Source organism: Mycolicibacter arupensis (assembly GCF_002086515.1).
Taxonomy (GTDB): domain Bacteria; phylum Actinomycetota; class Actinomycetes; order Mycobacteriales; family Mycobacteriaceae; genus Mycobacterium; species Mycobacterium arupense.
Genome location: NZ_MVHH01000043.1, coordinates 1 through 24,078, shown reverse-complemented (window position 1 = coordinate 24,078; position 24,078 = coordinate 1). Strand labels below are relative to the sequence as shown.

Below are 24,078 nucleotides of genomic sequence, written 5' to 3'. Positions count from 1 at the left end.
GGCTCAGCCGCGCTGGGCCAGGAAAGCGACATCCACCAGCTCGCCGGCCTCGATCTGCTCGACCTCCTCGGGCACCACCACCAGGCAGTTCGCCTCAGCCAGGGTGGCCAACAGGTGCGACGAGGTGCCGCCATTGGCCCCGAGCACCTGCACCAGGTAGTCACCGCTGTCCTCGTCACGCATCAGCTGGCCCCGCAGGAAACCCTTACGCCCGGGCATCGACGCGATCGGCCCCAGGGAGCGGGCCCGCACCATCCGGCGCATCGGCTCACGCTTGCCCAGCGACAGCCGGATCAGCGGGCGAATCATCACCTCGAACACCACCAGCGCGCTGACCGGGTTGGTGGGCAACAGGAAAGTCGGCACCCCTTCGGGGCCGAGCTGACCGAATCCCTGCACCGAGCCGGGATGCATCGCGATCCGGGCGACTTCCATGTCCCCCAGGTCCGAGAGCACCGCACGCACCTCGTCGGCCGCCGCACCGCCGACCCCACCGGCGATCACCACCACCTCGGAACGATTGAGCTGGCCCTCGACCACCTCGCGCAGCTTCTTGGGGTCATTGCTGACGATGCCGACGCGGTTCACCTCCGCACCGGCGTCCCGGCCGGCGGCCGCCAGCGCATAGGAGTCGACGTCATAGACCTGCCCGTTGCCGGGGCTTCGATTGACGTCGACCAGCTCGCCGCCCACCGCCATCACCGACAGCCGCGGGCGCGGATGCACCAGCACACGGTCGCGCCCGACGGCCGCCAACAGACCCACCTGGGCGGCGCCCACGACCGTGCCGGCGCGCACCGCGACATCACCGGGCTGCACGTCGTCGCCCACGCGCCGCACGTAGTCGCCCGGGCGCACGCCGCGAAGCACCCGCACCCGGGACGTGCCCCCATCGGACCAGCGCAGCGGCAGCACCGCATCGGCCAGGGTCGGCATGGGCGCACCGGTTTGAATTCGGGTGGCCAGCTTCGGCTGCAACCGGGTGGGGGTGCGTGCACCTGCCTCGATGACACCGAGGACCGGCAACGTGACGACAGCGTCGTCGCGACCGCCCGCACTGTCCCCGATCGCGTCAGCGCCCAGGACGTCGACGCTGCGCACCGCGTAGCCGTCGATGGCGGCCTGGTCGAAGGCGGGCATCGGCCGTTCGGCGACCACCTCTTCGGCGCACATCAACCCCTGCGCCTCGGCGATCGCCACCCGGACCGGGCGGGGCGCCACCGCGGCAGCCGCGACCCGGGCCTGCTGCTCCTCAACCGAACGCACGGTGCGCCTTTCTCCGTTTCAGCGTCGGTCCGATTCGGGCTGACGTCAGCTCAGTTCTCCGCCAGGCCCAGTCGCGCCACCAACCACCGACGCAGTTCTGGGCCGTAGTCATCGCGGTCCAGAGCAAAGTCAACCGCAGCTTTGAGGTAGCCGCCCGGATTTCCCAGATCGTGTCGCGAGCCCCGGTGCACCACCACGTGCACCGGATGCCCCTCGGAGATCATCAGCGCGATCGCGTCGGTGAGCTGAACCTCGCCACCGGCGCCGCGGTCGATGCGCCGCAGGGCGTCGAACACCGCCCGGTCCAGCACATAGCGGCCCGCAGCGGCATACAGCGACGGCGCAGCGTCGGTCTTGGGCTTCTCGACCATCCCCTTGACCCGCATCACGTCCGGATTGTCGGCATCCGGCAGCGCCTCGACGTCGAACACCCCGTAGGCACTGACTTCCTCGGGGGTGACCTCGATGGCGCACAGCACGGTGCCGCCGCGGCGGGCCCGGACCTTGGACATGGTCTCCAGCACGCCGGTGGGCAGCACCAGGTCGTCGGGCAACAGCACCGCGACGGCATCTTCGTCCGGGGACAGGGTGGGCTCCACGCAGCTGATGGCATGGCCGAGACCCAGCGGCTCGGCCTGCACCACCGACTCGACCTTGATCAACTCGGGCGCCCGGCGCACCTTGGCCAGCATCGCCTTCTTGCCGCGGGCCTCCAGCGTGCCCTCCAGCACCAGGTCTTCGACGAAGTGCGCGACCACGCCGTCCTTACCTTCGGAGGTGACGATCACCAGCCGCTCGGCGCCGGCCTCGGCCGCCTCGGCGGCCACCAGCTCGATGCCGGGGGTGTCAACGACAGGCAGCAGCTCTTTGGGCACCGTCTTGGTGGCGGGCAGAAAACGGGTCCCCAAACCGGCCGCAGGCACAATGGCGGTGCGGGGAATGGAGACCTTCGGCGTGGGCATTGCTCACACGATAACCGCAATCAACTTGACGTCGGCTGGCGGTGGGCGAGCCGTAGCTGACACTCTGGTTGCCGTGACCGACGACGCGGTGGTGGCGGCGAAATCCGCGCTGCGGGCGCGGCTGCTCGCCGACCGCCGCGCGGTGCCCCCGCAGGAGCGCGCCGCCGAGGCCGCGGCGCTGGCCGGACATCTCGAGGCGCTGGCGGGCGAGGGCGACACGGTCTGCGCGTATGTGCCGGTGGGCAGTGAGCCGGGCTCCCCCGCGATGCTGGCCGCGCTGGCACGTCGCGGCGTACGGGTGCTGGTGCCGGTGGTCCGCACGCAGGATGACGGCACCCCGCTGGCCCTGTGGTGGGGCCGATATCAACCCGATTCGCTCACCAGCGCCCGGTTCGGCCTGCGTGAACCACCCGCGCCGTGGCTGCCCCCGGAGACGCTGGCCGAGGCGGACGTGATCGTGGTGCCGGCGGTGGCCGTCGACCGCCGGGGGATGCGCCTGGGCCGCGGCGCCGGCTTCTACGACCGTTCGCTGGCCTTTCGCAGGCCGCAGATCTCGCTGGTCGCCGTCGTGCGCGACGCCGAGCTGCTCGACACCGTGCCCGCGCAGCCCCACGATGTGCCGATGACGCACGCCCTCACCCCCGGCCTGGGCCTGGTGCCCCTGGGCTGAGCGACCTGGCCGGGAACGCGGCCAGGAATGAGGAAGGCCACATAGTGGTTCTGGCACTTAGCACGGTAGAGTGCTAATCCGATTGTTCGATCCACGGAGGTTCACGTGCCCACCTACAGCTATGCCTGCACCGAGTGCAGCAACCGCTTCGACGTGGTCCAAGCCTTCACCGACGACGCACTGACCACCTGCGAGCAGTGCAACGGTCGGCTGCGCAAGATCTTCGGCAAGGTCGGCGTGGTCTTCAAGGGCAGCGGCTTCTACCGCAACGACAGCCGGGAAGCGGGCAAGTCGACGTCGAACGGCTCGGGAACCAGTAGCAGCGCCACCACCTCGACGACCTCCAGCGACTCCAGCAGTGGGTCGAGCGACAGCAGCACCAAGTCGGCCGGCGACGCCGGCAGCAAGTCCAGCGACGGCGCCAAGGCGAGCACCACCCCGGCCGCGGCCACCACCTCCAGCTGACCCGTTATCCACAGGCCACCGCCCGGACCGACGCATCGGGGCGGCACGGCCGCCTAGCGTGACGTCATGGCCGGCTCGCTCAACCCCACCCTGATCAGCCGGATAACGCAGGCCCTACATCCGGACTGGACGCGAACGGTACGCGCTCGGCGGGCGGCCGCCGCCGCGTTGGTGGTCTTGGCCGCGGTCGCGGCACTGCGCCCCGATCCGCACGGCGAACGGGTCGACGTCGTGGTGGCGGCGCGCGACCTAGCGCCCGGCGCCGCACTGACCCCCGGTGATGTCTCGCTCGAAAGCCGTTCCGCCCACACAGTTCCCGACGGCGCCCTCACCGAGGTGGCCGCGGTGGCACAGACCACCCTGGCGGGACCGGCCCGCCGCGGGGAGATTCTCACCGACGTCCGCCTGCTGGGCAGTCGCCTCACCGAGGCCGCCGCCGGACCCGAGGCCCGCATCGTCGGCGTGCACCCGGCCGACGCCGCCCTGATCGACGTGGTGCGGCCCGGTGACGTGGTGGACGTGGTGACGGCCGGCCAGGATGATTCCGGCACCGCAACTCCGCCCGCGCGGGTGCTGGCCAGCGGCGCGATCGTGGTTCTGGTGTCCGACAAGCACAATCACGACGACCGGGTGGTGCTGGTCGCGTTGCCGGCCCCCGCCGCCGTGGCGGTAGCCGGCGCGACGCTGGGTCAGGCCGTCACCCTCACCTTGCGCTGAGGGGTCAGGCCGCCGGCTGCGAGCTGGCGCAGAACTTGCACTTGGACGCTTCGGGGGCGATCTCCGAGCAGCATTCCGCGCAGGTCTTGGTGGGCGCCGGGTCGCCGAAAACGGTCTTGCCGCGCCGCTTCTGAATGTGCTTGTAGGGCAGCACGATGAAGAAGTAGATGGTCGCCATGAACACGATGAAATAGATGATCGCGGAGATGAAGGCACCGATGTCGACGAACGTCGCCTCGTTGCCGGCCTCCCCCAACTGGTAGCCCAGACCGAGACCGCCGGTGTCTGGCTGGGTGGCAGATACCAATGGATTGATCACCGATTTGGTGAAGGCTTCGACCAGGTTGGAGAACGCCAGCGCCACCACCAGACCGATGGCGACGGTGATGACGTCATCACGCATCAGGAAATTCTTGAACCCCTTGAGCACCGCAACTCCCCTTCCGTACGAGTGCACTGCGAAGCGGCGCCGCACCGCCCACGGCGAACCGTAGCGGCCGACGTCCGATCCGGACGGGGGATTGCAGAAGTCGAATCTCAACCGTGATGTGGCGGCACGTTGTCGCGCAGCCACTGCTCGCGTTCGGCGGCCTCGCGCGCCTCGTCCGGGTCACGCTCGTCGGACGACGACTGATGGTCTTCGAGGCCTGGCATGCTGGCCTAGATCTCCAGGCTGGACAGCTGGCCGATGATGGCTGCCGCCAGCGGATTGAGCGTCGCCATCCCGTCGCGCACCGCCGCGCGGGACCCGGCCAGGTTGACCACCAGGGTGCTGCCGGAGACCCCGGCCAGACCACGTGACAGGCCGGCGTCGGCGATCCCGGCCGACAGCCCGGACGCCCGCAACGCCTCGGCGATGCCCAGCAGCTCGCGGTCCAGGATCTCGCGGGTGGCCTCGGGTGCCACGTCGCGCGGGGTAACCCCGGTGCCGCCCACCGACACCACCAGGTCGACCCCACCGATCACGGCCGTGTTCAGCGCATTGCGGATCTCCACCTCGTCGGCGGCGACGGCGACCACACCGTCGACCATGAATCCGCCTTCGGCCAGCAGTTCGGTGACCAACGGGCCGCTATGGTCCTCGTCGCCGTGGGCGGTTCGGTCGTCAACGACGACGACGAGTGCGCGGCCGGCGAGTTCTCGGGACTGCTCCATGGGTGCAACCGTATATCCGGTTACCGACACCGGACCCACCAACCCGTCACTGCTGCGCTTTGCCCAGGGTGACCTGCGCGGTCTTGGACGCTCCACTGGCGTCCAGATAGGTCAGCGTCACCTGCTCGCCGGGCGCCTTGGAGCGCACCGCGGCCACCAGAGCATCGGCGCTGCCGATGGGTCGCTTGTCGAACGCCGTCACCGTCGCACCCTCGGGCAGACCCGCCTTGGAGGCCGCCTCACCGGGCACCACCTCGACGATCTTGGCGCCGTGCAGGCTGCGCTCACTGGTGACCCGCACCCCCAGCGAGGCGTGGGTCGCGGTGTGATCCGGCGAGTTGATGAGCTCATCGGCGATCCGCTTGGCCTGGTCCACCGGGATCGCGAAGCCCAGGCCGATCGAGCCACTCTGGGCGTCGGCGGAGTCGCCGCCCATGGTGGCGATCGCGGAGTTGATCCCGACCAGGTCGCCGTTCATATTGACCAGCGCACCACCGGAGTTGCCCGGGTTGATGGCAGCGTCGGTCTGGATCGCGTCCAAAACGGTGTTCTGGTTGCCCGACTCGCCACTGGTGGAGACCGGACGGTTCAGGGCGCTGACGATCCCCGTCGTCACCGTGCCTTCCAGGCCGAGCGGCGAGCCGACCGCCACCACGTTCTGGCCCACCCGCAGGTCCGCCGAGGACCCGATGGTGATCGGGGTCAGATCCGAGACGCCCTGGGCGCGGACCACCGCGATGTCGCTGGCCGGGTCGGTGCCCACGACCGTGAACGGTGCGGTCCGTCCGTCGGCGAAAGTCACCATGGTCCTGGGCCCCGTCTTGGCCCCGGGGTCAGGTTTGCTGCCGGGGTCGGGCCTGCTGCCCGGGTCGAGTTTGCTGCCCGCATCGGGCCGGGCGGCCGCAGCGGCCACGACGTGGTTGTTGGTCAGGATCAGCCCGTCCGCCGACAAGATGATCCCCGAGCCCTCCTCGGACTGGCGGCCCAGGTCGGTCTCCAGCATGACGACGCTGGGCACCACCTTGGCCGCGACCTTCTCCACCGAACCGTCGGGCAGGTTCACCGCGGCCGGCACACCCGGAGCCTGGATGCTCGAGGAGTGGCTGCCGGTGGCGGCAGGCTTGCGATCGGAATGCAGCGCCGAACCCACCACACCGCCCAGCACGCCCGACATCGCCGCGATCGCGACCGCACCCATCACCAGTCCCCCGTTGCGGGAACGCCGCTGCGGAGCCCCGCCCGCAGCATTCGGTGCGCCGGGACGGGTGTAGGTGGCGTCGTAGGCGGAGCGGTACGTGGCCTGCTGATGCGGCTGGGCGTAGCGCCAGTCATAGGGCGGCGGGTAAGAACCCTGGCCGGTACGTCCCGCATAGCCGGAATGCCCAGCATGATTGGTCGCCGAGGTGCCGGTCGGGGTGGACCGTTCCGGTTGCTGAGGCGGCGGGAGGTACCCGGGGTAATTCGTCATGTTTGTTGCCTACTCCTAGGGACACGACTTGAGGCGACGTTGCCTCACCACCATGCCTACGTGGACTGAGAAGCGCCTGTGACTGCTGAGGCCAGCGCCGGTTCCGCCGACGTCGCACCGCCGGGAAGCACCATCCGGAACGCTGTGCCAGGCGGATGGCCGCCGGGGCGGGTCTCCCCGATGGTGATCGAACCCCCGTGTTTGAGCACCACCTGTTTGACGATCGCCAGGCCCAGCCCGGAGCCGGGCATGGCGCGCGCCGAGTCCGACCGGTAGAAGCGCTCGAAGACCAATTCCCGTTGGTTCTCCGGGATTCCGGGTCCCTCGTCGGAGACGATCATCTCCATGTGCGTCGGGTCGAGCTGGCGCATCCGCAGCCCCACGACGCCGCCCGCCGGGCTCCACTTGGCCGCATTGTCGAGCAGGTTCAGCACCGCACGCGACAGGCCGGCCGCATCACCGTAGACGTGCCACGGCACCACCTGGATGTCGAATTCGATGTCGTTGCGCCGCCGCCGGACCCGCTCCATGCTGCGGTCGACGACTTCGGTGATGTCGACCTGCTCGTAGGCGACCTCGCGCTGGTCGTCGCGGGTAAGGTCCACCAAATCGCCGACCAGCGTGGACAGTTCCTCGATCTGGCCGATGGCATCTGCGCGCAGTTCGGCCATCTCCTCCTCGGGCAACTGCGGAGCTCCCGGCGCCGCCGAGGCCATCAACAGCTCGACGTTGGTGCGCAGCGACGTCAGCGGGGTCTTGAGTTCGTGGCCTGCGTCGGCCACCAGTCGCGCCTGTCGCTCCCGCGACTCGGCCAGGGCCCGCAACATGGCGTTGAACGCCTCGGTGAGCCGGGCCAACTCGTCACTGCCATAGACCGGGATGGGCCTTAAGTCATCGGTGCGCGCCACACGTTCGGCCGCCTCGGTGAGTCGGCCGACGGGTCTGAGCCCGGCTCTGGTGACCATTCCGCCGGCCACCGCGGCCACCACCATGCCGACCCCGCCGACCACCAGCAGCACCCAGCGCAGCTTCATCGTCACCGCACGGGTGGGCGCCAGGCTCTTGGAGATCAGCAGGGTGCTGCCGTTGGGCAGGTGCACCGCCAGCACCCGCTGACCGGAAGCGGTGCGCCGCGACAGGAACAGCTCGCCCGAGATGACGGCCTTCTCCTGCTGCCCGACCGGCAGCCGCTGGCCGGGCTGATTGGCGGTGTAGATCGACCGACCCGGGTTCACCAGCATGGCGTTGACGTCGGAGTATGCGGTGCCCTCGATCGCCTTGCGGGGATCGGCGGCCAGCGAGCCACTGGCGATCAACATCTCGGCGCGACTCTGCAGCTGATTGTCGATGTCGTTGTAGAGCGCCGCCGAGATCACGGCATAGACGGCCACCGCCATCAACACCACCACCAGCGCCACCATGGACATCGCCAGCAGCATCACCCGCCAGCGCAGCGACAGTGAAGTCTTCTTCGCCTCTTCACCCGGCCGGCGGCGGAACGATTGCATCAGGGGGGAGTCTCACGGAGCACGTAACCCACCCCGCGCACGGTGTAGATCAGCCGCGGCTCCCCTTCGGCTTCGGTCTTGCGACGCAGGTACCCGATGTATACCTCCAGCGCGTTGCCCGAGGTGGGGAAGTCGAAGCCCCACACCTCCTCGAGGATGCGGCTGCGGGTCAGCACCCGGCGCGGGTTGGCGATCAGCATCTCCAACAGCGCGAACTCGGTGCGGGTCAGGCTGATCTGCCGATCGCCACGGGTGACCTCGCGGGTCACCGGGTCCAGGGTCAGGTCTTCGAACGACATGGCCACCGAGTCGGACAGGTCCTCGGCGGTGGTGCGGCGCAGCAGCGCCCGCATCCGTGCCAGCAGCTCCTCCAGCGCGAACGGCTTGGGCAGGTAGTCGTCGGCGCCGGCATCCAGGCCGGCGACCCGCTCGGACACCGAGTCGCGGGCCGTGAGCACCAGGATCGGCAAGTCGTCACCGGTGCTGCGCAGCTGACGGCAGACCTCCAGTCCGTCCAGCCGCGGCATCATCACGTCCAGAATCATCGCGTCCGGACGTTCGCTGGTGATCGCCTCAAGCGCCTCGACACCGTCGGTGGCCAGCGAGACCGAGTAACCATTGAACGACAAAGACCTGCGCAACGACTCGCGCACAGCGCGATCGTCATCAACAACCAGTACCCGGGTAGCCATGGGTGCTATCCAATCATCCGAAAGGCGATCTGGAGGGTCAGGAGCCGATCGTGTCGGAGTCTATTTAGCGGCGGTCCAGGTCGATGAGGCCCAGGCGTGCGGCTTTGAGCAGACGACGCGGAACCTTGTGGGCGCGACCGGCGACCGTCACGTTGACCAGGCCGGTTGCCTCAGCCTTCCACTGCGCGCGGCGACTACGAGTGTTCGCACGCGACATCCTGCGTTTCGGCACGGCCATGGTCGAGCCTCTCCTGTTGTTGGCATAGTGCCGCTCGAATTCCAGCGGCGGGACTATCCGAAAGGATAGCCGGTGACCAGCGTCGGCTCCAAAATGCGGCCCGCACGCTCCCGCGAGGCCCGACAGACAGGCCCGGTACGGCTCGCCGCACCTTGACGCGGCACCGGCGGTACCGGCTAACCTACCGGTTGGTTGAGGGATGGGAATTGGGGATGACACCAGCCGTTCGGATCGGTAACTGCTCGGGGTTCTACGGCGACCGCCACGCCGCGATGTACGAGATGCTCACCGGCGGCCAACTGGACTATCTCACCGGCGACTACCTGGCCGAACTGACCATGCTGATCCTGGGCCGCGACCGGATGAAGCACCCGGAGCGCGGTTACGCCAAGACCTTTGTGACGCAGCTCGAACAATGCCTCGGGCTGGCCGTCGACAAGGGTGTGCGCATCGTCGCCAACGCCGGCGGACTCAACCCGGCCGGGCTGGCCGACGCGGTGCGCGAGTTGGCGCAACGCCTGGGAGTGCCGGCCACGGTGGCCCACGTCGAGGGCGATGACCTGCTCCCCCGTGCCGCCGAGCTGGGGCTGGGCAATCCGCTGACGGCGAACGCCTATCTGGGCGCCTGGGGCATCGCCGAGTGCCTGGCCGGCGGAGCCGACGTGGTGATCACCGGCCGAGTCACCGACGCGTCGGTGATCGTAGGACCCGCAGCCGCCCACTTCGGCTGGACGCGCACCGACTATGACCAGCTCGCCGGGGCCGTGGTCGCCGGCCACGTCATCGAGTGCGGCATCCAGGCCAGCGGCGGCAACTACTCCTTCTTCACCGAGATTCCCACCGAGAAATTGCTGCACCCCGGGTTTCCGCTGGCCGAGATCCACCCCGACGGGTCCTCGGTGATCACCAAGCATTCCGGCACCGGTGGACTGGTCAGCGTCGACACCGTGACCGCGCAACTGCTCTACGAGGTGACCGGCGCGCGCTACGCCAATCCCGACGTCACCGCCCGGATGGACAGCATCGAACTGTCGGCCGACGGCCCGGACCGGGTGCGGATCTCCGGCGTGACCGGCGAAGCGCCGCCACCGACCTACAAGGTGTCGCTCAACGCGATCGGCGGGTTCCGCAACTCCACCACCTTCGTGCTGACCGGCCTGGACATCGAGGCCAAGGCCGAGCTGGTGCGTACCCAGCTCGAAGCGGCCATGACCGTGCGACCCGCTGAGCTGCAGTGGACGCTGTCGCGCACCGACCACCCCGACGCCGACACCGAGGAAACCGCCAGCGCCCTGCTGCACTGCGTGGTGCGCGACCCCGACCCGGCCAACGTGGGCCGCAGGTTCTCCGCCGCCGGGGTTGAGCTGGCACTGGCCAGCTACCCCGGGTTCTGCGTCACCGCACCGCCCGGTGACGGCCAGGTCTACGGGGTGTTCACCCCCGGCTACGTCGATGCCACGCAGGTGCCGCACGTCGCCGTGCACGCCGACGGCACCCGGGTGGACATCGCCGCCGCCACCCAGACCCGCGAGCTCGCCCCGGCCGACGAGCCGGAGCTGCCCGAGGCACTACCGCCCGGCCCCAGCCGCCGGGCGCCACTGGGGACGATCGCCGGCGCCCGCAGCGGCGACAAGGGCGGGTCGGCCAACGTCGGGGTCTGGGTGCGCACCGACGAGCAGTGGCGGTGGCTGGCCCACACCCTGACGGTCGAGAAGCTGCGCGAACTGCTGCCCGAGACCGCCGCGTTGCCGGTCACCCGTCACCTGCTGCCGAAACTGCGCGCGGTGAACTTCGTCATCGAGGGCATCCTCGGGCAGGGCGTGGCCTACCAGGCCCGATTCGACCCGCAGGCCAAGGGGCTGGGCGAATGGCTGCGCAGTCGCCATCTCGAAATACCCGAGCAGCTGTTGTCAGAAGGGGAACTGTGAGTATCTGGACCACCACCGAGCGTCAGGCGCTCCGCAAGACGGTTCGGGGATTCGTCGAACGCGAGATCGCACCGCACGTCGACGAGTGGGAACGTTCCGGCGAGCTGCCGCGCGAGCTGCACCGCAAGGCCGCCGAGGTCGGCCTGCTGGGTGCGGGCTTCCCCGAAGAGGTCGGCGGCAGCGGCGGCGACGGCGCCGACGCGGTGATCGTCTGCGAGGAGATGCACCAGGCCGGCGCACCCGGCGGAGTGTTCGCCTCCCTGTTCACCTGCGGGATTGCCGTACCGCACATGATCGCCTCGGGCGACGCGCGGCTGATCGAGGAATTTGTCCGGCCGACACTGGCCGGCGAGAAGATCGGTTCGCTGGCCATCACCGAGCCGGGCGGCGGCTCCGATGTGGGGCACCTGCGCACCACCGCGCGCCTGGACGGTGACCACTACGTGGTCAACGGCTCCAAGACCTTCATCACCTCCGCGGTCCGCGGCGACTATGTCGTCACCGCGGTGCGCACCGGTGGGCCGGGGGCGGCCGGGGTGTCGCTCCTGGTGGTGGAGAAAGGCACACCGGGCTTCGAGGTGAGTCGCAAGCTCGAGAAGATGGGCTGGCGGTCCTCGGACACCGCCGAACTGTCCTACGTCGACGCCCGGGTTCCGGTGGCGAACCTGGTCGGCGTCGAGAACACCGGTTTCGCCCAGATCGCCGGGGCCTTCGTCTCCGAGCGGGTCGGGCTGGCCGCGCAGGCGTACTCCAGCGCGCAACGCTGCCTGGACCTGACGGTGGCGTGGTGCCGGGACCGCGAAACGTTCGGCCGGCCGCTGATCTCGCGGCAGGCGGTACAGAACACACTGGCCGAGATGGCCCGGCGCATCGACGTGGCCAGGGTCTACACCCGTCACGTGGTCGAGCGTCAGCTGGCCGGTGAATCCTTCCTGATCTCCGAGGTGTGTTTCGCCAAGAACACCGCGGTGGAGGCCGGCGAATGGGTGGCCAACCAGGCCGTGCAGCTGTTCGGCGGGATGGGCTACATGGCCGAGTCCGAGGTGGAGCGCCAGTATCGGGATATGCGCATCATCGGTATCGGCGGCGGAACCACCGAGATCCTGACCTCCCTGGCCGCCAAGACGCTTGGATACCAATCATGACCACCCTCAAGTCCACCCTGGACCCGAAGTCCCCCGCCTACGCCGAGGCGGCGTCGGCGCTGAACGAGAAGCTTGCGGAGATCGACGCCGAGCACGCCAAGGCCCTGGCCGGCGGCGGACCCAAGTACGTCGAGCGCCACCACGCCCGCGGCAAACTCACCGCCCGGGAGCGGATCGAAGCTCTGGTCGACGCCGATTCGCCCTTCCTGGAGCTGTGCCCGCTGGCCGCCTGGGGCAGCGCCTTTCATGTCGGGGCCAGCGTGGTCACCGGTATCGGCGCGGTCGAAGGCGTCGAGTGCATGATCATCGCTAATGACCCGACCATCAAGGGCGGCACGTCCAACCCCTGGACCCTGCGTAAGATCCTGCGGGCCAACAAGATCGCGATGGAGAATCGACTCCCACTGATCTCTCTGGTGGAATCCGGTGGAGCAGACCTGCCCACCCAGAAGGAAGTCTTCATCCCCGGCGGTCAGATGTTCCGCGATCTGACCCGCCTGTCGGCCGCCGGCATCCCGACCATCGCGCTGGTGTTCGGCAACTCCACCGCGGGCGGAGCCTACGTGCCGGGCATGTCCGATCACGTCGTGATGATCAAGGAGCGGTCGAAGGTATTCCTGGCCGGACCGCCGTTGGTGAAGATGGCCACCGGTGAGGAGTCCGACGACGAGTCGCTCGGCGGGGCCGAGATGCACTCGCGCACGTCAGGGCTGGGCGATTATCTGGCCAATGACGAGCTCGACGCGCTGCGCATCGGCCGGCGGATCGTGGCCCGGCTGAACTGGACCAAGAAGGGGCCCAAGCCCCAGCCGGTGACCGAGCCGCTGTTCGACTCCGAAGAACTGATCGGCATCGTCCCCGCCGACCTGCGCATCCCGTTCGACCCCCGCGAGGTGATCGCGCGGATCGTCGACGGCTCCGACTTCGATGAGTTCAAGCCGCTCTACGGGTCCTCGTTGGTGACCGGCTGGGCACGGCTGCACGGCTATCCGATCGGCATCCTCGCCAATGCGCGCGGCGTGCTGTTCAGCGAGGAATCCCAGAAGGCCACCCAGTTCATCCAGTTGGCCAACCGCTCCAACACCCCGCTGTTGTTCCTGCACAACACCACCGGCTACATGGTGGGCAAGGACTACGAAGAGGGCGGCATGATCAAGCACGGCTCGATGATGATCAATGCCGTCTCGAACTCGAAGGTGCCGCACATCTCGCTGCTGCTCGGCGCCTCGTACGGCGCCGGGCACTACGGGATGTGTGGGCGCGCCTACGATCCCCGTTTCCTGTTCGCCTGGCCGTCGGCCAAGTCCTCGGTGATGGGCGGGGCGCAGCTCGCGGGCGTGCTGTCGATCGTGAACCGGGCGGCCACCGAGGCCCGCGGCCAGCAGGTCGACGAGCAGGCCGACGCCGCCATGCGCGCCACGGTGGAAGGGCAGATCGAAGCCGAGTCACTGCCGATGGTGTTGTCGGGAATGCTCTACGACGACGGTGTGATCGACCCCCGCGACACCCGCACCGTGTTGGGAATGTGTTTGTCCGCCATCGCCAATGGCCCGATCGAGGGGACGTCGAACTTCGGCGTCTTCCGGATGTGAGGACCCCCATGATCAGCACTGTTCTGGTGGCCAATCGCGGCGAGATCGCCCGACGGGTCTTCGCCACCTGCCGCCGGTTGGGCCTGGGCACGGTCGCGGTCTACACCGATCCCGATGCGGGCATGCCGCACGTCGCCGAAGCCGACGCCAAGGTGCGCCTGCCGGAGACCACCAGCTACCTGTCCGCCGAGGCGATCATCGCCGCGGCTCGCGCCGCCGGCGCCGACGCCATCCACCCCGGCTACGGATTCCTCTCCGAGAACGCCGACTTCGCCGCTGCCGTGCAGGCGGCCGGGCTGACCTGGATCGGGCCGCCGGTGGCCGCGGTCACCTCGATGGGCTCCAAGATCGAGTCCAAGAAGATGATGGCCGCCGCGGGAGTACCGGTTCTCGAAGAACTCGACCCGGCTACCGTCACCGAGGCACAACTGCCGGTGCTGGTGAAGGCCTCCGCGGGCGGTGGCGGCCGCGGTATGCGTGTGGTCAGCGAATTGTCTGCCCTGGCCGGCGAAGTGGAGGCCGCCCAGCGCGAGGCGGCGTCGGCGTTCGGCGACCCGACGGTGTTCTGCGAGCGCTACCTGCCGACCGGACATCACATCGAGGTGCAGGTGATGGCCGATGCGCACGGCACGGTGTGGGCCGTCGGCGAGCGGGAGTGCTCCATTCAGCGCCGGCACCAGAAGGTCATCGAAGAGGCGCCGTCGCCGCTGGTGGAGCGCACCCCGGGGATGCGCGCCAAGCTGTTCGAGGCCGCCCGGCTGGCGGCCGGCGCCATCGGCTACACCGGCGCCGGCACCGTGGAATTCCTGGCCGACTCCCATGGGGAGTTCTACTTCCTGGAGATGAACACCCGACTGCAGGTCGAGCACCCGGTCACCGAGGAGACCACCGGCCTCGATCTGGTCGAACTGCAGATCGCGGTGGCCGACGGCGCTCGGCTCGACGCCGAACCGCCTGCCGCGCAGGGCCACTCGATCGAGGTGCGGCTCTATGCCGAAGACCCGGCCCACGGCTGGCAGCCGCAGGCCGGGCCGGTGTACACCCTTGATGTTCCGGGCGTGGCGACACAGTTCCAGACGCTGTCCCGGCGTACCGGAGTCCGGCTGGATTCGGGCATCGTGAGCGGATCGACGGTGTCCATCCACTACGACCCGATGCTGGCCAAGGTGATCAGCTACGCACCGACCCGCCGGCAGGCCGCGACTGTGCTGGCCGGCGCTCTCGCACGAACCCGCCTGCACGGGCTGCGAACCAACCGTGATCTGCTGGTCAACGTGCTGCGCCATCCGGCCTTCCTGGACGGCGCGACCGACACGGCGTTCTTCGACACCCACGGCCTGGCGGAGCTGTCGGCGCCGTTGGCCGACGCCACAACAGTGCAGACCAGCGCGCTCGCGGCCGCCCTGGCCGATGCCGCGCACAATCGGGCCACCGCGCAGGCGTTCGGCTCCATTCCCGGCGGGTGGCGCAACCTGGCCTCAGGCTTTCAGTCCAAGGGCTACCTCGACGACGCCGGCGCAGAGCACCACGTCGAATACCGTTTCACCCGAGCGGGATTGCTCGTCAACGGTGGCGAGGTCACCCTGATTTCGTCGACCCCGGGCGAAGTGGTGCTGGCCGACGCCGCCGGCGTCGCCCGCGCGTTCACCGTCGCGCGGTACGGGTCGGACGTCTATGTGGACTCCCCCGCAGGTGGCGTCCACCTGGTGGCGTTGCCCCGATTCGGAGATCCGGAGTCGGCGGTGGCGCAGGGATCGCTGCTGGCACCCATGCCCGGCAACGTGATCCGGCTGGGCGCCGCCGTCGGCGACCAGGTGAGCTCCGGCCAGCCACTGATCTGGCTGGAAGCCATGAAGATGGAGCACACCATCAGCGCACCGACCGACGGTGTGCTCACGTCACTCGACGTCAAGCCGGGCGACCAGGTAGAGGTCGGCGCCGTGCTGGCCCGTGTCGAAGCGCCCGAATCAACGCAAGCAGAAGGAGATCCACTGTGACCGATTCCACGATCGACACCAGCTTCATCGAGAACGACGAACGTCGCGCGCTGCGCGAGGCCGTCGCGGCGATGGCCAAGAATTACGGCCAGGACTACTACCTGGAGAAGGCTCGCGCCGGCGAGCACACCGACGAACTGTGGAGCGAGGCGGGCAAGCTCGGCTTCATCGGGGTGAACCTGCCCGAGGAGTACGGCGGCGGCGGCGCCGGCATGTACGAGCTGTCGCTGGTGATGGAGGAGATGTCGGCCAACGGCTGCGCCCTGCTGATGATGGTCGTCTCGCCCGCCATCAACGGCACCATCATCTCCAAGTTCGGTACCGACGAGCAGAAGCAGCGCTGGATCCCCGGCATCGCCGACGGCTCACTGACCATGGCGTTCGCCATCACCGAGCCCGACGCCGGATCGAACTCGCACAAGATCACCACCACCGCCCGCCGCGACGGCTCCGACTGGATCCTCAAGGGCCAGAAGACCTACATCTCCGGTGTCGACCAGGCGCAGGCGGTGCTGGTGGTGGGCCGCAGTGAGGACGCCAAGACCGGCAACCTGCGGCCCGCGCTGTTCGTGGTGCCCACCGACGCCCCCGGGCTGAGCTACACCCCGATCGAGATGGAGATCATCAGCCCGGAGCGCCAGTTCCAGGTGTTCCTCGACGATGTTCGGCTACCGGCCGACGCGCTGGTGGGTTCCGAGGACGCCGCGATCGCGCAGCTGTTCGCCGGGCTGAACCCCGAGCGCATCATGGGCGCGGCCAGCGCGGTCGGCATGGGCCGCTTCGCGATCGGCAAGGCGGTGGATTACGTCACCACCCGCCAGGTGTGGAAGACCCCGATCGGCGCGCACCAGGGCCTGTCACATCCACTGGCCCAGAACCACATCGAGATCCAGTTGGCCAAGCTGATGATGCAGAAGGCCGCGACCCTGTACGACACCGGCGATGACTTCGGCGCTGCCGAGGCGGCCAACATGGCCAAGTACGCCGCCGGCGAGGCCTCGACCCGGGCGGTCGATCAGGCGGTGCAGTCCCTCGGCGGCAACGGCCTGACCAAGGAGTACGGCATCGCCGCGGCGGTCACCGCGTCCCGGCTGGCGCGGATCGCACCGGTGAGCCGCGAGATGATCCTCAACTTCGTCGCGCAGACGTCGCTGGGCCTGCCCCGAAGCTACTGAGGTCGTACTGATGGAAACGCTGGTCACCTACACCGGGCCGGAACACACCGGCGACGGCTCGGCCCGGCTCACGCTGGACTCGCCGCACAACCGCAACGCCCTGTCGGCGAAGCTGGTCGCCCAGCTGCACGCCGGCCTGCGCGACGCGGCGGCCGACCCGAACGTGCGGGTGGTGGTGCTGAGCCACACCGGCAACACCTTCTGCGCCGGCGCGGACCTGAGTGAGGCCACCGGCGAACCCGGAGGTTCACCCGGCGACTTGGCCGCCGACCGGGCCCGCGAGCTGGCGGCCCTGCTGCGTGCGATCGTCGAGTCACCGCGACCGGTGATCGCGGCCGTGAACGGCCACGTGCGGGCCGGCGGCATGGGACTGGTCGGCGCCTGCGACCTCGCGGTCGCCGGCCCGGCCAGCACCTTCGCCCTGACCGAGGCCCGGATCGGAGTGGCACCGGCGATCATCTCGCTGACCCTGCTGCCCAAGCTGTCCCCGAGGGCCGCGGCACGCTACTACCTGACCGGTGAGAAGTTCGGCGCAGCCGAGGCCGCGGCGATCGGGCTGATCACGCTGGCCGTTGAGAACACAGCGGACGTCGAAACCGCGGTTGCCGGCCTGGTCGGTGACATCCGGCTCGGGTCGCCGCAGGGTCTGGCGGCGTCCAAGGCGCTGACCACCGCGGCGGTGCTGGCCGGGTTTGAGCGGGATGCGGAGCCGCTCAGCGTGGCCTCGGCACGAATGTTCGTCTCCGACGAGGCCCGCGAGGGAATGCTGGCTTTCCTGCAGAAGCGCCGTCCCAGCTGGGCCGAGTAGGACGTAGTTTCCCCACCCGGGTTGCGCGTCGCGCGGTTCGTCGTATTCTGTATCCCCAAATGGGGAACTCAACCCGGCGTGCCGACGACACCGAAGGCACCCCTTCGCGCGCCGCGGACACCGACCGGATCCAGTTGGCACAGCTACTGGGCGACGCGGTAGCTCACGGGCAGCTCCCGATGAGCGAGTACGAGGCCAGGCTCGCGAAGGCCTACGCGGCACAGACCTACGACGAGCTCGACGGCCTGCGGGCCGATCTGCCGGGATCCTCGGTGTGCCCGCATCGCGGCGGGGACTGCAAACCTGCGCCATCCACCTTGCTGCTGGCGATCATGAGTTCCTTCGAGCGGCGGGGCCGCTGGAACGTGCCCAAGCGACTGACCACCTTCTCGCTGTGGGGCGGCGGCGTCATCGACCTGCGCTACGCCGACTTCACCTCACCGGATGTGGAGATCAACGCCTACTCCATCATGGGTGGGCAGACCATCCTGCTGCCGCCGGAGGTCAATGTCGACATCCACGGCTACGGCGTGATGGGTGGCTTCGACCAGCAGGTCGAGGGCGTGGGCACCCCGGGCGCACCCACGGTCAAGGTGCGCGGATTCTCACTGTGGGGCGGCGTCGGAATCCGGCGGAAGAACCGCAAGCCGCGCGGCTGACCGATTTTTTCGGGGTCGCCAATTCTTCGGCGCGCGCGGTCACGCAGGCGCACACTTTGATCATGGATGCACCCGCACCGCGTCGCGTGCTGCGCGGTCTGTCTGACGTGCGCGCGTTCTTTCACACCAACACCACGCCGCTGTATTTCGTCTCGCCGACCCCATTCAACCTGTTGGGTATCGACCGCTGGGTACGCAACTTCTTCTATCTGACGTACTTCGACTCCTTCGAGGGCACGCATTCGCGCGTGTTCGTGCCCCGGCGGCGAGACCGGCTCGACTTCGATTCCATGGGCGACGTGTGCAACCACCTGCTGTCCGATCCCGAGACATTGGAGTTCATCGCGGGCCGCGGCCCCGGCGGCAAGGCCTGCTTCGTGATGATGGAAGAAGAAACGCAGTCGCTCGCGCGCCAGGCCGGCCTGGAAGTCATGCACCCGTCCGTGGAGGTGCGCAATCGCCTGGGCTCGAAGACCATCATGACGCGGCTGGCCGATGCGGCCGGGGTGCCGAGCGTGCCGCACACGATGGGCCGGGCCGACTCCTACGACGAGCTGCTGGCGCTCGCCCGGGACGCCGAATTGGGCGATGACCTCGTTATCTCCATCCCCTACGGAAACGCCGGCAGCGGGACGTTCTTCGTGCGCGGCCAGGCCGATTGGGACCAGCACGCCGCAGAGTTGACCGCACAGCAGGAATTCAAAGTCATGAAGCGCATCCGCAACGTCGAGGTGTGCATCGAAGGTGCGGTGACTCGTCACGGCACCGTGATCGGCCCCGCGATGACCAGCCTCGTCGGCTATTCGGAGCTGACTCCGGTTCGCGGCGCCTGGTGCGGCAATGACATCTGGCGCGAAGTCCTCCCACCGGATCAGACGCATACGGCGCGAGAGATGGTGGGCAAGCTGGGCGACATCCTGAGCAGTCAGGGCTACCGCGGCTATTTCGAGGTGGATCTGCTGCACGACCTGGACTCCGACGAGCTCTACCTGGGCGAGGTCAATCCGCGGCTGTCGGGGGCCAGCCCGATGACGAATCTGACCACCGAGGCCTACGCCGACATGCCGCTGTTCCTGTTCCATCTGCTGGAGTTCATGGACGTGGAGTACGAACTCGACATCGACGAGATCAACCGCCGCTGGGAGCGGGGCTACGGCGAGGACGAGGTCTGGGGACAGGTGGTCATCAACGAGACCTCGCCGGATGTGGAGCTCTTCACCGCGACGCCGCGCACCGGGGTGTGGCGCATCGACGATGACGGCCGGGTGTCCTTCGCGCGGTCGGCGAACGACTGGACCACACTGCTCGACGGGTCGGAGGCGTTCTACCTGCGCGTGGCCGCACCCGGGGATTTGCGCTCCGAGGGTGCCCAGTTGGGCGTGCTCATCACCCGCGGGCACCTGCAGACCCCCGATTATCGGCTGACCGAACGCTGCCAGCGCTGGGTCAAGGGCATGCGCGCGAAGTTTGTCTCCACACCCCTGACACCGGCGGCGCCGATCGTTTCCCGGCTCGTCGCGCGAGCGTGAGCGACGCAGTCCCAGAAGGGATCTCACTGGACAACTGGCTTGAGGCGCCCTACGCGCGGTGGTCGTTTCAGCATGTCCACGACTTTGTGCCCACCGCGGTGATTTCGCGAGGGGCCGGGCCGATAGCGCAGTTGCCCACCGCCGGCGCTGAGCTGTCCGCCGTCCCGGTGACCGCGACCGACGGAACCCGCACCACCGTGGGCGCGATCATGGCGGCCACCGACACCGACGGGTGGGCCGTCGCCCACCACGGGGCGCTGGTGGCCGAGGAGTACGTCGGCACCTTGCGGGCGCATACCCCGCATCTGTTGTTCTCGGTGAGCAAGTCGATGGTGGCCGCCGTCGTCGGTGCGCTGCACGGGAACGGGGCCATCGACCTCGAGGCGCCGGTGACGTCATACGTCCCCGCATTGGCGGACAGCGGCTACGCCGGCGCGTCGGTGCGCCATCTGCTCGACATGCGCTCGGGTATTGCCTTCTCGGACAACTACCTGCACCCGACCGCGGAGGTGCACGCCCTCGACGCGGCAATGGGGTGGGCGACGGGCAACGGGGACAGCCCCGGCACCCTGTATGACTTCCTGCTCACGTTGCGGCAGAAGTCGGCGCACGGCGGACCTTTCGAGTATCGGTCGTGCGAGACCGATGTGCTCGGGTGGATCTGCGAAGTCGCGGCGGGGCAGCGGATGCCCCAGCTCATGGCGGAGGTGCTGTGGGGACCCCTCGGGGCGCTCTGCGACGCCACGATCGGCGTCGATGCTTCCGGCACAGGCTTTTTCGACGGCGGCATCAGCGCCTGCCTGACCGACCTGATCCGGTTCGGATCACTGTTCGTGCGCGACGGTGTCTCCCTGACCGGCCGCCAGGTGGTTCCCGCCGCGTGGATCGCCGACACCCTCGAGGGCGGCCCGGACTCGCGTCAGGCGTTCGCCGCCAGCCCGGGTGACACCGGAATGCCCGGCGGGATGTACCGCAATCAGGTGTGGTTTCCCCACCCGGGCAGCACTGTGGTGTTGTGCCAAGGCATGTGCGGCCAGATGATCTACATCGACCGCGACGCGGCGGTGGTCGGGGCCAAGCTGTCCAGTCAGTCCTTCGCCGCGGACACGCGGATGATGTCGGACACGTTGCGCGCCTTCAGCTCCATGGCGCGGGAACTTGCGGGCTGAAGCCGGTAGAGCGCAGCGCCGGGGCTAACCGCGGAACAGCGCCGGATCGTCGAGTTTGCCCAGCAGCGCGGTCAGTTGGTCCACCAGCTGGTCCGGTGCAAGTTTCACGTCGCCGGCCAGCCAGGCGCTGATGGTCTGGGCCACCCCGCCCACCACGAAGTGGGCCACCGCCTTGATCCGGTCATTTCCCGGCACGCGCAGGACATTCTGCACATGGCGTCCGGACAACATCGCGAACAGTGCACTGGACTCGGCGCGCTTGCGTACCAGCAGCGCATTGGTCAGCTGCGTGCTGAACAGCATCCGGCCCACCCGGGCGTCGCCGGCGATGGCCGCCACCAGATGAGCCATGCCCGCGCGCGTCTGCTCGGCGTAGGGCACTGCCGCCATAGCGGCCTGGGTGCTGGCCGCCAGGTCGCCGACCACCCGGTCGAAGACCGCAGCCACGAACTCGTCCTTGTCGGCGAAGCTCTCATAGAAGTACCGGGACGCCACGCCGGCCTGATGGCAGATCCCGCGGACGGTCAGCTCGATCAACTCGCGGGCACCGAGTAGATCCAGACCGGCCTGCAGCAGGCGTTCACGGCGCTCGGCGAGCCGATCGGCTGCCTGCACCCCTCGGTAGGGGCGCTCGGGTACGGCGGAAACCACGTTGACCATCTTGACACCGGGCCCGCGGCTGGGCAATATCAGGAAACCGACGTTCTCACAATTAGCGAGGTGCAGGAATGACAATCAGCGAGCCGATTCCCCTGGTGGAGCGTTCGGTCAACGATTCGCTGAACAAGCACCCCGTGTCACGGCGGCGGTCCTGGCTGCCGCAGGTCGACTGCCACGACAACATGATGATGGGCGTGGCATTGCTGGCCGGACCGGCCAATGTGATCATGCAGCTGGCGCGGCCCGGCGTGGGCTACGGCGTGATGGAGAGCAAGGTCGAAAGCGGCCGGGTGGACCTGCACCCGATCAAGCGGGCTCGCACCACCTTCACCTACCTGGTGGTCTCCACCCAGGGCAACGAGACCCAGAAGGCCGCCTTCCGCGAGGCCGTCAACAGCGCCCACCGCCAGGTCCGTTCCACCGACGACAGCCCGGTGAAGTACAACGCTTTCGACCGTGACCTGCAGCTCTGGGTCGGGGCCTGCCTGTACAAGGGCAACGTCGACGTCCACCGGATCTTCCTGGGCGAGATGGACGACGAGCACGCCGACCGGCACTACCACAATGAGGGCAAGGCCATGGCCACCATGTTGCAGGTGCCCGAGGACATGTGGCCGGCCGACCGGGCCGCCTTCGACCGGTACTGGAACGAGCAGCTGGAGAAGGTGCACATCGATGACGCGGTCCGGGAGTACCTCAAGCCGATCGCGGCGGCCCGGCTGCGAGGCCTGACGATGCCCGGCCCGCTGCAGCGCGCCAACGAACGGCTCGCACTGCTGATCACCACCGGCTTCCTGCCCCAGCGTTTCCGCGACGAGATGCAGCTGCCGTGGGGCCCCGACCAGCAGCGTCGTTTCGACCGGTTGATGGGCGCGATCCGCGGCGTCAACAGCGTGCTGCCGCAGTTCTTGCGCGGCTTCCCGTTCAACCTGATCCTGTGGGACCTGGACCGGCGCATCCGGGCCGGTCGACCCCTGGTCTGACCCCGACCGGTCTGCGCTGCTCAGCAGGCCGGCGGCCGCGGGTGAATTGACGGTTCCACGCACGTCGGTAGGCTCTGACCTGGACAGAAGCCGACGGAAGGTGACCGGCGATGCGCGTCAACCCCCATGTGCTGCGTACCGGAGCAAACGTGTCCGACGACGCCGGCGGGCATGCCAACGACGGTGCTCAGCGCCTCGATGTTGCCGGTGTGACCGCCAAGATGTTCGGCGATTTCGACGACGCACACGGATTCCACGCCGCGCTCGGCAGCGCCAAGGACAGTCATCGCGACGCCCTGCAGGGCCATCACCAGAACCTCACCGGCATCGCCGAAAACGTGCGCACCGCCGCCGACGGCTTCACCCAGATGGACAACCACAACGCCCAACGGTTGCGGGACGTCGCCGGCCCCCACCAGTGAGTCGTCCCACCCTGCAGCACCTGAGCGTCGACGACCTCGTCGCGCAGGCCGGTGGTGATCCATGGGCGATCGACGACAGTCTGCAGGCCGGCAGCCCCACCCAGATCAACTTCTTGGCCCAGGCCTTCCACTCCGCAGCGGCTCGGCCACCTCCGCCGAACAGTCCTTCCGCACCGCCCAAGAACACTTCACCCAGTACAACCGCGAAAACGGCGAGCAACCCATCAACAACGGCGCCGAAGTCCAGCGCGTCAAAGACGGCCTGCACGCCACCACCGAGCAGCTCGGCCAGATCGCCGCGGACCTGGGGACCATCGCCGCCGCCCTGGCTCAAGCCCGCGGAACCTCGCGGGGCAACATCACGTCACTCAACGAGAACCTGCAGACCGCCGACGTTCTGATCGGCCACTACCTCGACCTGGAGAACCAGGGCCTGAATCGCGACGCCGATATCGAAAATGTTCGGCAGGCAGCCAAGGCCGACACCGTGACAGCCCTGCACAACGAGACGTTTTTCCGCAACGACTACTCCAAGACACTGAAGCTGGCCCTGACCAACCTGCGGGTCAAGGACGGCTACGACCCCGACATCGCGGTACGCAAGTTCGACGCCGAGGGCGAGCCTGCTGCCGGCAGCGGCGCTCCCGGGACCGCCAGCCCCGCCAACCGCGGCACCGGGCAGACACCGCCTGGCGGTACCCCAGCGGGAGCCGATGGTGGTGCCGGTGGCACTGGCGGCGCCAATGGCCACACCCCCGCAACGCCGGACGGCAAAGGCGCGGACGGCGGCGCCGGGGCCACCCCGCCGGGGGTGCCACCGGGCACCCCGGTGATGGTTCCCGGGTCACTACCGCCGCCCACCCCACCCAC

General features: G+C 68.7%; 23 protein-coding genes and 1 pseudogene. 15 read left to right on the top strand and 9 right to left on the bottom strand.

What is annotated here, in order from left to right; translation table 11 throughout:
• Positions 1 to 3 precede the first annotated feature (3 nt).
• Together glp and BST15_RS16640 are read right to left on the bottom strand one after the other, a co-directional pair.
• Positions 4 to 1,266 carry a molybdotransferase-like divisome protein Glp gene (glp, locus tag BST15_RS16645; RefSeq protein WP_046190446.1) on the bottom strand — a complete coding sequence of 421 codons (1,263 nt, stop codon included), beginning with the start codon at positions 1,264 to 1,266 and terminating at the stop codon, positions 4 to 6.
• Between the two features lie 50 nt (positions 1,267 to 1,316).
• A complete protein-coding gene (locus tag BST15_RS16640; protein WP_046190445.1) occupies positions 1,317 to 2,228 on the bottom strand; it encodes a UTP--glucose-1-phosphate uridylyltransferase in 912 nt (303 codons plus the stop codon).
• A 73-nt stretch (positions 2,229 to 2,301) separates the two neighbouring features.
• Here BST15_RS16640 and BST15_RS16635 point away from each other — a divergent pair, with 73 nt between their 5' ends.
• From BST15_RS16635 to BST15_RS16625, 3 genes are all read left to right on the top strand, one after another.
• Positions 2,302 to 2,898: a 5-formyltetrahydrofolate cyclo-ligase gene (locus BST15_RS16635; RefSeq protein ID WP_234708342.1), complete on the top strand. Its 597-nt coding sequence runs from the start codon at positions 2,302 to 2,304 to the stop codon at positions 2,896 to 2,898.
• Positions 2,899 to 3,003: 105 nt separating this feature from the next.
• Positions 3,004 to 3,363: an FmdB family zinc ribbon protein gene (locus BST15_RS16630; protein WP_046190444.1), complete on the top strand. Its 360-nt coding sequence runs from the start codon at positions 3,004 to 3,006 to the stop codon at positions 3,361 to 3,363.
• Positions 3,364 to 3,429: 66 nt separating this feature from the next.
• The gene (locus tag BST15_RS16625; protein ID WP_046190443.1) at positions 3,430 to 4,080 is read left to right on the top strand and encodes an SAF domain-containing protein; all 651 of its coding nucleotides are present in this window, start codon (positions 3,430 to 3,432) and stop codon (positions 4,078 to 4,080) included.
• Positions 4,081 to 4,084: 4 nt separating this feature from the next.
• On the opposite strand, the gene BST15_RS16620 is transcribed toward BST15_RS16625, so the two are convergent.
• The 6 genes from BST15_RS16620 to rpmF all read right to left on the bottom strand — a co-directional run bounded on the left by BST15_RS16620 (position 4,085) and on the right by rpmF (position 9,141).
• Positions 4,085 to 4,510, bottom strand: coding sequence for a large conductance mechanosensitive channel protein MscL (locus BST15_RS16620; RefSeq protein ID WP_046190442.1), 426 nt, complete (start codon positions 4,508 to 4,510; stop codon positions 4,085 to 4,087).
• 230 nt (positions 4,511 to 4,740) lie between these two features.
• Positions 4,741 to 5,235 (bottom strand): MogA/MoaB family molybdenum cofactor biosynthesis protein, encoded by a 495-nt coding sequence (locus tag BST15_RS16615; RefSeq protein WP_046190441.1) that lies wholly within the window; start codon positions 5,233 to 5,235, stop codon positions 4,741 to 4,743.
• Between the two features lie 46 nt (positions 5,236 to 5,281).
• Entirely contained in the window at positions 5,282 to 6,703 is a 1,422-nt protein-coding gene (locus tag BST15_RS16610; RefSeq protein ID WP_046190440.1) for a S1C family serine protease, read from the bottom strand.
• Positions 6,704 to 6,759: 56 nt separating this feature from the next.
• On the bottom strand, positions 6,760 to 8,211 hold the full coding sequence (locus tag BST15_RS16605) for a HAMP domain-containing sensor histidine kinase (protein WP_046190439.1): 1,452 nt from the start codon (positions 8,209 to 8,211) through the stop codon (positions 6,760 to 6,762).
• Entirely contained in the window at positions 8,211 to 8,903 is a 693-nt protein-coding gene (locus BST15_RS16600) for a response regulator transcription factor (protein ID WP_046190438.1), read from the bottom strand. The genes BST15_RS16605 and BST15_RS16600 overlap by 1 nt, the downstream gene beginning before the upstream one ends.
• Positions 8,904 to 8,967: 64 nt before the next feature.
• Entirely contained in the window at positions 8,968 to 9,141 is a 174-nt protein-coding gene (gene rpmF, locus BST15_RS16595; RefSeq protein WP_024442852.1) for a 50S ribosomal protein L32, read from the bottom strand.
• Between the two features lie 212 nt (positions 9,142 to 9,353).
• Between rpmF and BST15_RS16590 the strand changes: the two genes are divergently transcribed.
• The 9 genes from BST15_RS16590 (at position 9,354) to BST15_RS16550 (ending at position 21,143) form a co-directional block, all read left to right on the top strand.
• The gene (locus tag BST15_RS16590) at positions 9,354 to 11,069 is read left to right on the top strand and encodes an acyclic terpene utilization AtuA family protein (RefSeq protein WP_083071059.1); all 1,716 of its coding nucleotides are present in this window, start codon (positions 9,354 to 9,356) and stop codon (positions 11,067 to 11,069) included.
• Entirely contained in the window at positions 11,066 to 12,214 is a 1,149-nt protein-coding gene (locus BST15_RS16585) for an acyl-CoA dehydrogenase family protein (protein ID WP_046190910.1), read from the top strand. The genes BST15_RS16590 and BST15_RS16585 overlap by 4 nt, the downstream gene beginning before the upstream one ends.
• Positions 12,211 to 13,806 carry an acyl-CoA carboxylase subunit beta gene (locus BST15_RS16580; RefSeq protein WP_046190911.1) on the top strand — a complete coding sequence of 532 codons (1,596 nt, stop codon included), beginning with the start codon at positions 12,211 to 12,213 and terminating at the stop codon, positions 13,804 to 13,806. The genes BST15_RS16585 and BST15_RS16580 overlap by 4 nt, the downstream gene beginning before the upstream one ends.
• Before the next feature lie 8 nt (positions 13,807 to 13,814).
• Entirely contained in the window at positions 13,815 to 15,803 is a 1,989-nt protein-coding gene (locus tag BST15_RS16575) for an ATP-binding protein (protein WP_046190912.1), read from the top strand.
• An 11-nt stretch (positions 15,804 to 15,814) separates the two neighbouring features.
• A complete protein-coding gene (locus BST15_RS16570; protein WP_046190919.1) occupies positions 15,815 to 16,978 on the top strand; it encodes an acyl-CoA dehydrogenase family protein in 1,164 nt (387 codons plus the stop codon).
• A 10-nt stretch (positions 16,979 to 16,988) separates the two neighbouring features.
• Positions 16,989 to 17,786, top strand: coding sequence for an enoyl-CoA hydratase family protein (locus BST15_RS16565; RefSeq protein WP_046190913.1), 798 nt, complete (start codon positions 16,989 to 16,991; stop codon positions 17,784 to 17,786).
• Positions 17,787 to 17,845: 59 nt separating this feature from the next.
• A complete protein-coding gene (locus BST15_RS16560; RefSeq protein WP_046190914.1) occupies positions 17,846 to 18,445 on the top strand; it encodes a DUF1707 SHOCT-like domain-containing protein in 600 nt (199 codons plus the stop codon).
• A 62-nt stretch (positions 18,446 to 18,507) separates the two neighbouring features.
• Positions 18,508 to 19,974, top strand: a complete 1,467-nt coding sequence (locus tag BST15_RS16555) for a biotin carboxylase (protein WP_046190920.1) — start codon at positions 18,508 to 18,510, stop codon at positions 19,972 to 19,974.
• Entirely contained in the window at positions 19,971 to 21,143 is a 1,173-nt protein-coding gene (locus BST15_RS16550) for a serine hydrolase domain-containing protein (RefSeq protein ID WP_046190915.1), read from the top strand. Before BST15_RS16555 ends, BST15_RS16550 begins: the two co-directional genes overlap by 4 nt.
• A gap of 24 nt (positions 21,144 to 21,167) precedes the next feature.
• On the opposite strand, the gene BST15_RS16545 is transcribed toward BST15_RS16550, so the two are convergent.
• Positions 21,168 to 21,803, bottom strand: coding sequence for a TetR/AcrR family transcriptional regulator (locus BST15_RS16545; RefSeq protein WP_046190916.1), 636 nt, complete (start codon positions 21,801 to 21,803; stop codon positions 21,168 to 21,170).
• Between the two features lie 68 nt (positions 21,804 to 21,871).
• Here BST15_RS16545 and BST15_RS16540 point away from each other — a divergent pair, with 68 nt between their 5' ends.
• The 3 genes and pseudogenes from BST15_RS16540 to BST15_RS16530 form a co-directional block, all read left to right on the top strand.
• On the top strand, positions 21,872 to 22,786 hold the full coding sequence (locus tag BST15_RS16540) for an oxygenase MpaB family protein (protein ID WP_046190917.1): 915 nt from the start codon (positions 21,872 to 21,874) through the stop codon (positions 22,784 to 22,786).
• A gap of 110 nt (positions 22,787 to 22,896) precedes the next feature.
• Entirely contained in the window at positions 22,897 to 23,208 is a 312-nt protein-coding gene (locus BST15_RS16535; RefSeq protein ID WP_046190918.1) for a DUF2563 family protein, read from the top strand.
• Positions 23,205 to 24,078: pseudogene (locus BST15_RS16530) on the top strand (putative alpha/beta hydrolase); the annotation flags it as partial. The gene BST15_RS16535 and the pseudogene BST15_RS16530, both read left to right, overlap by 4 nt.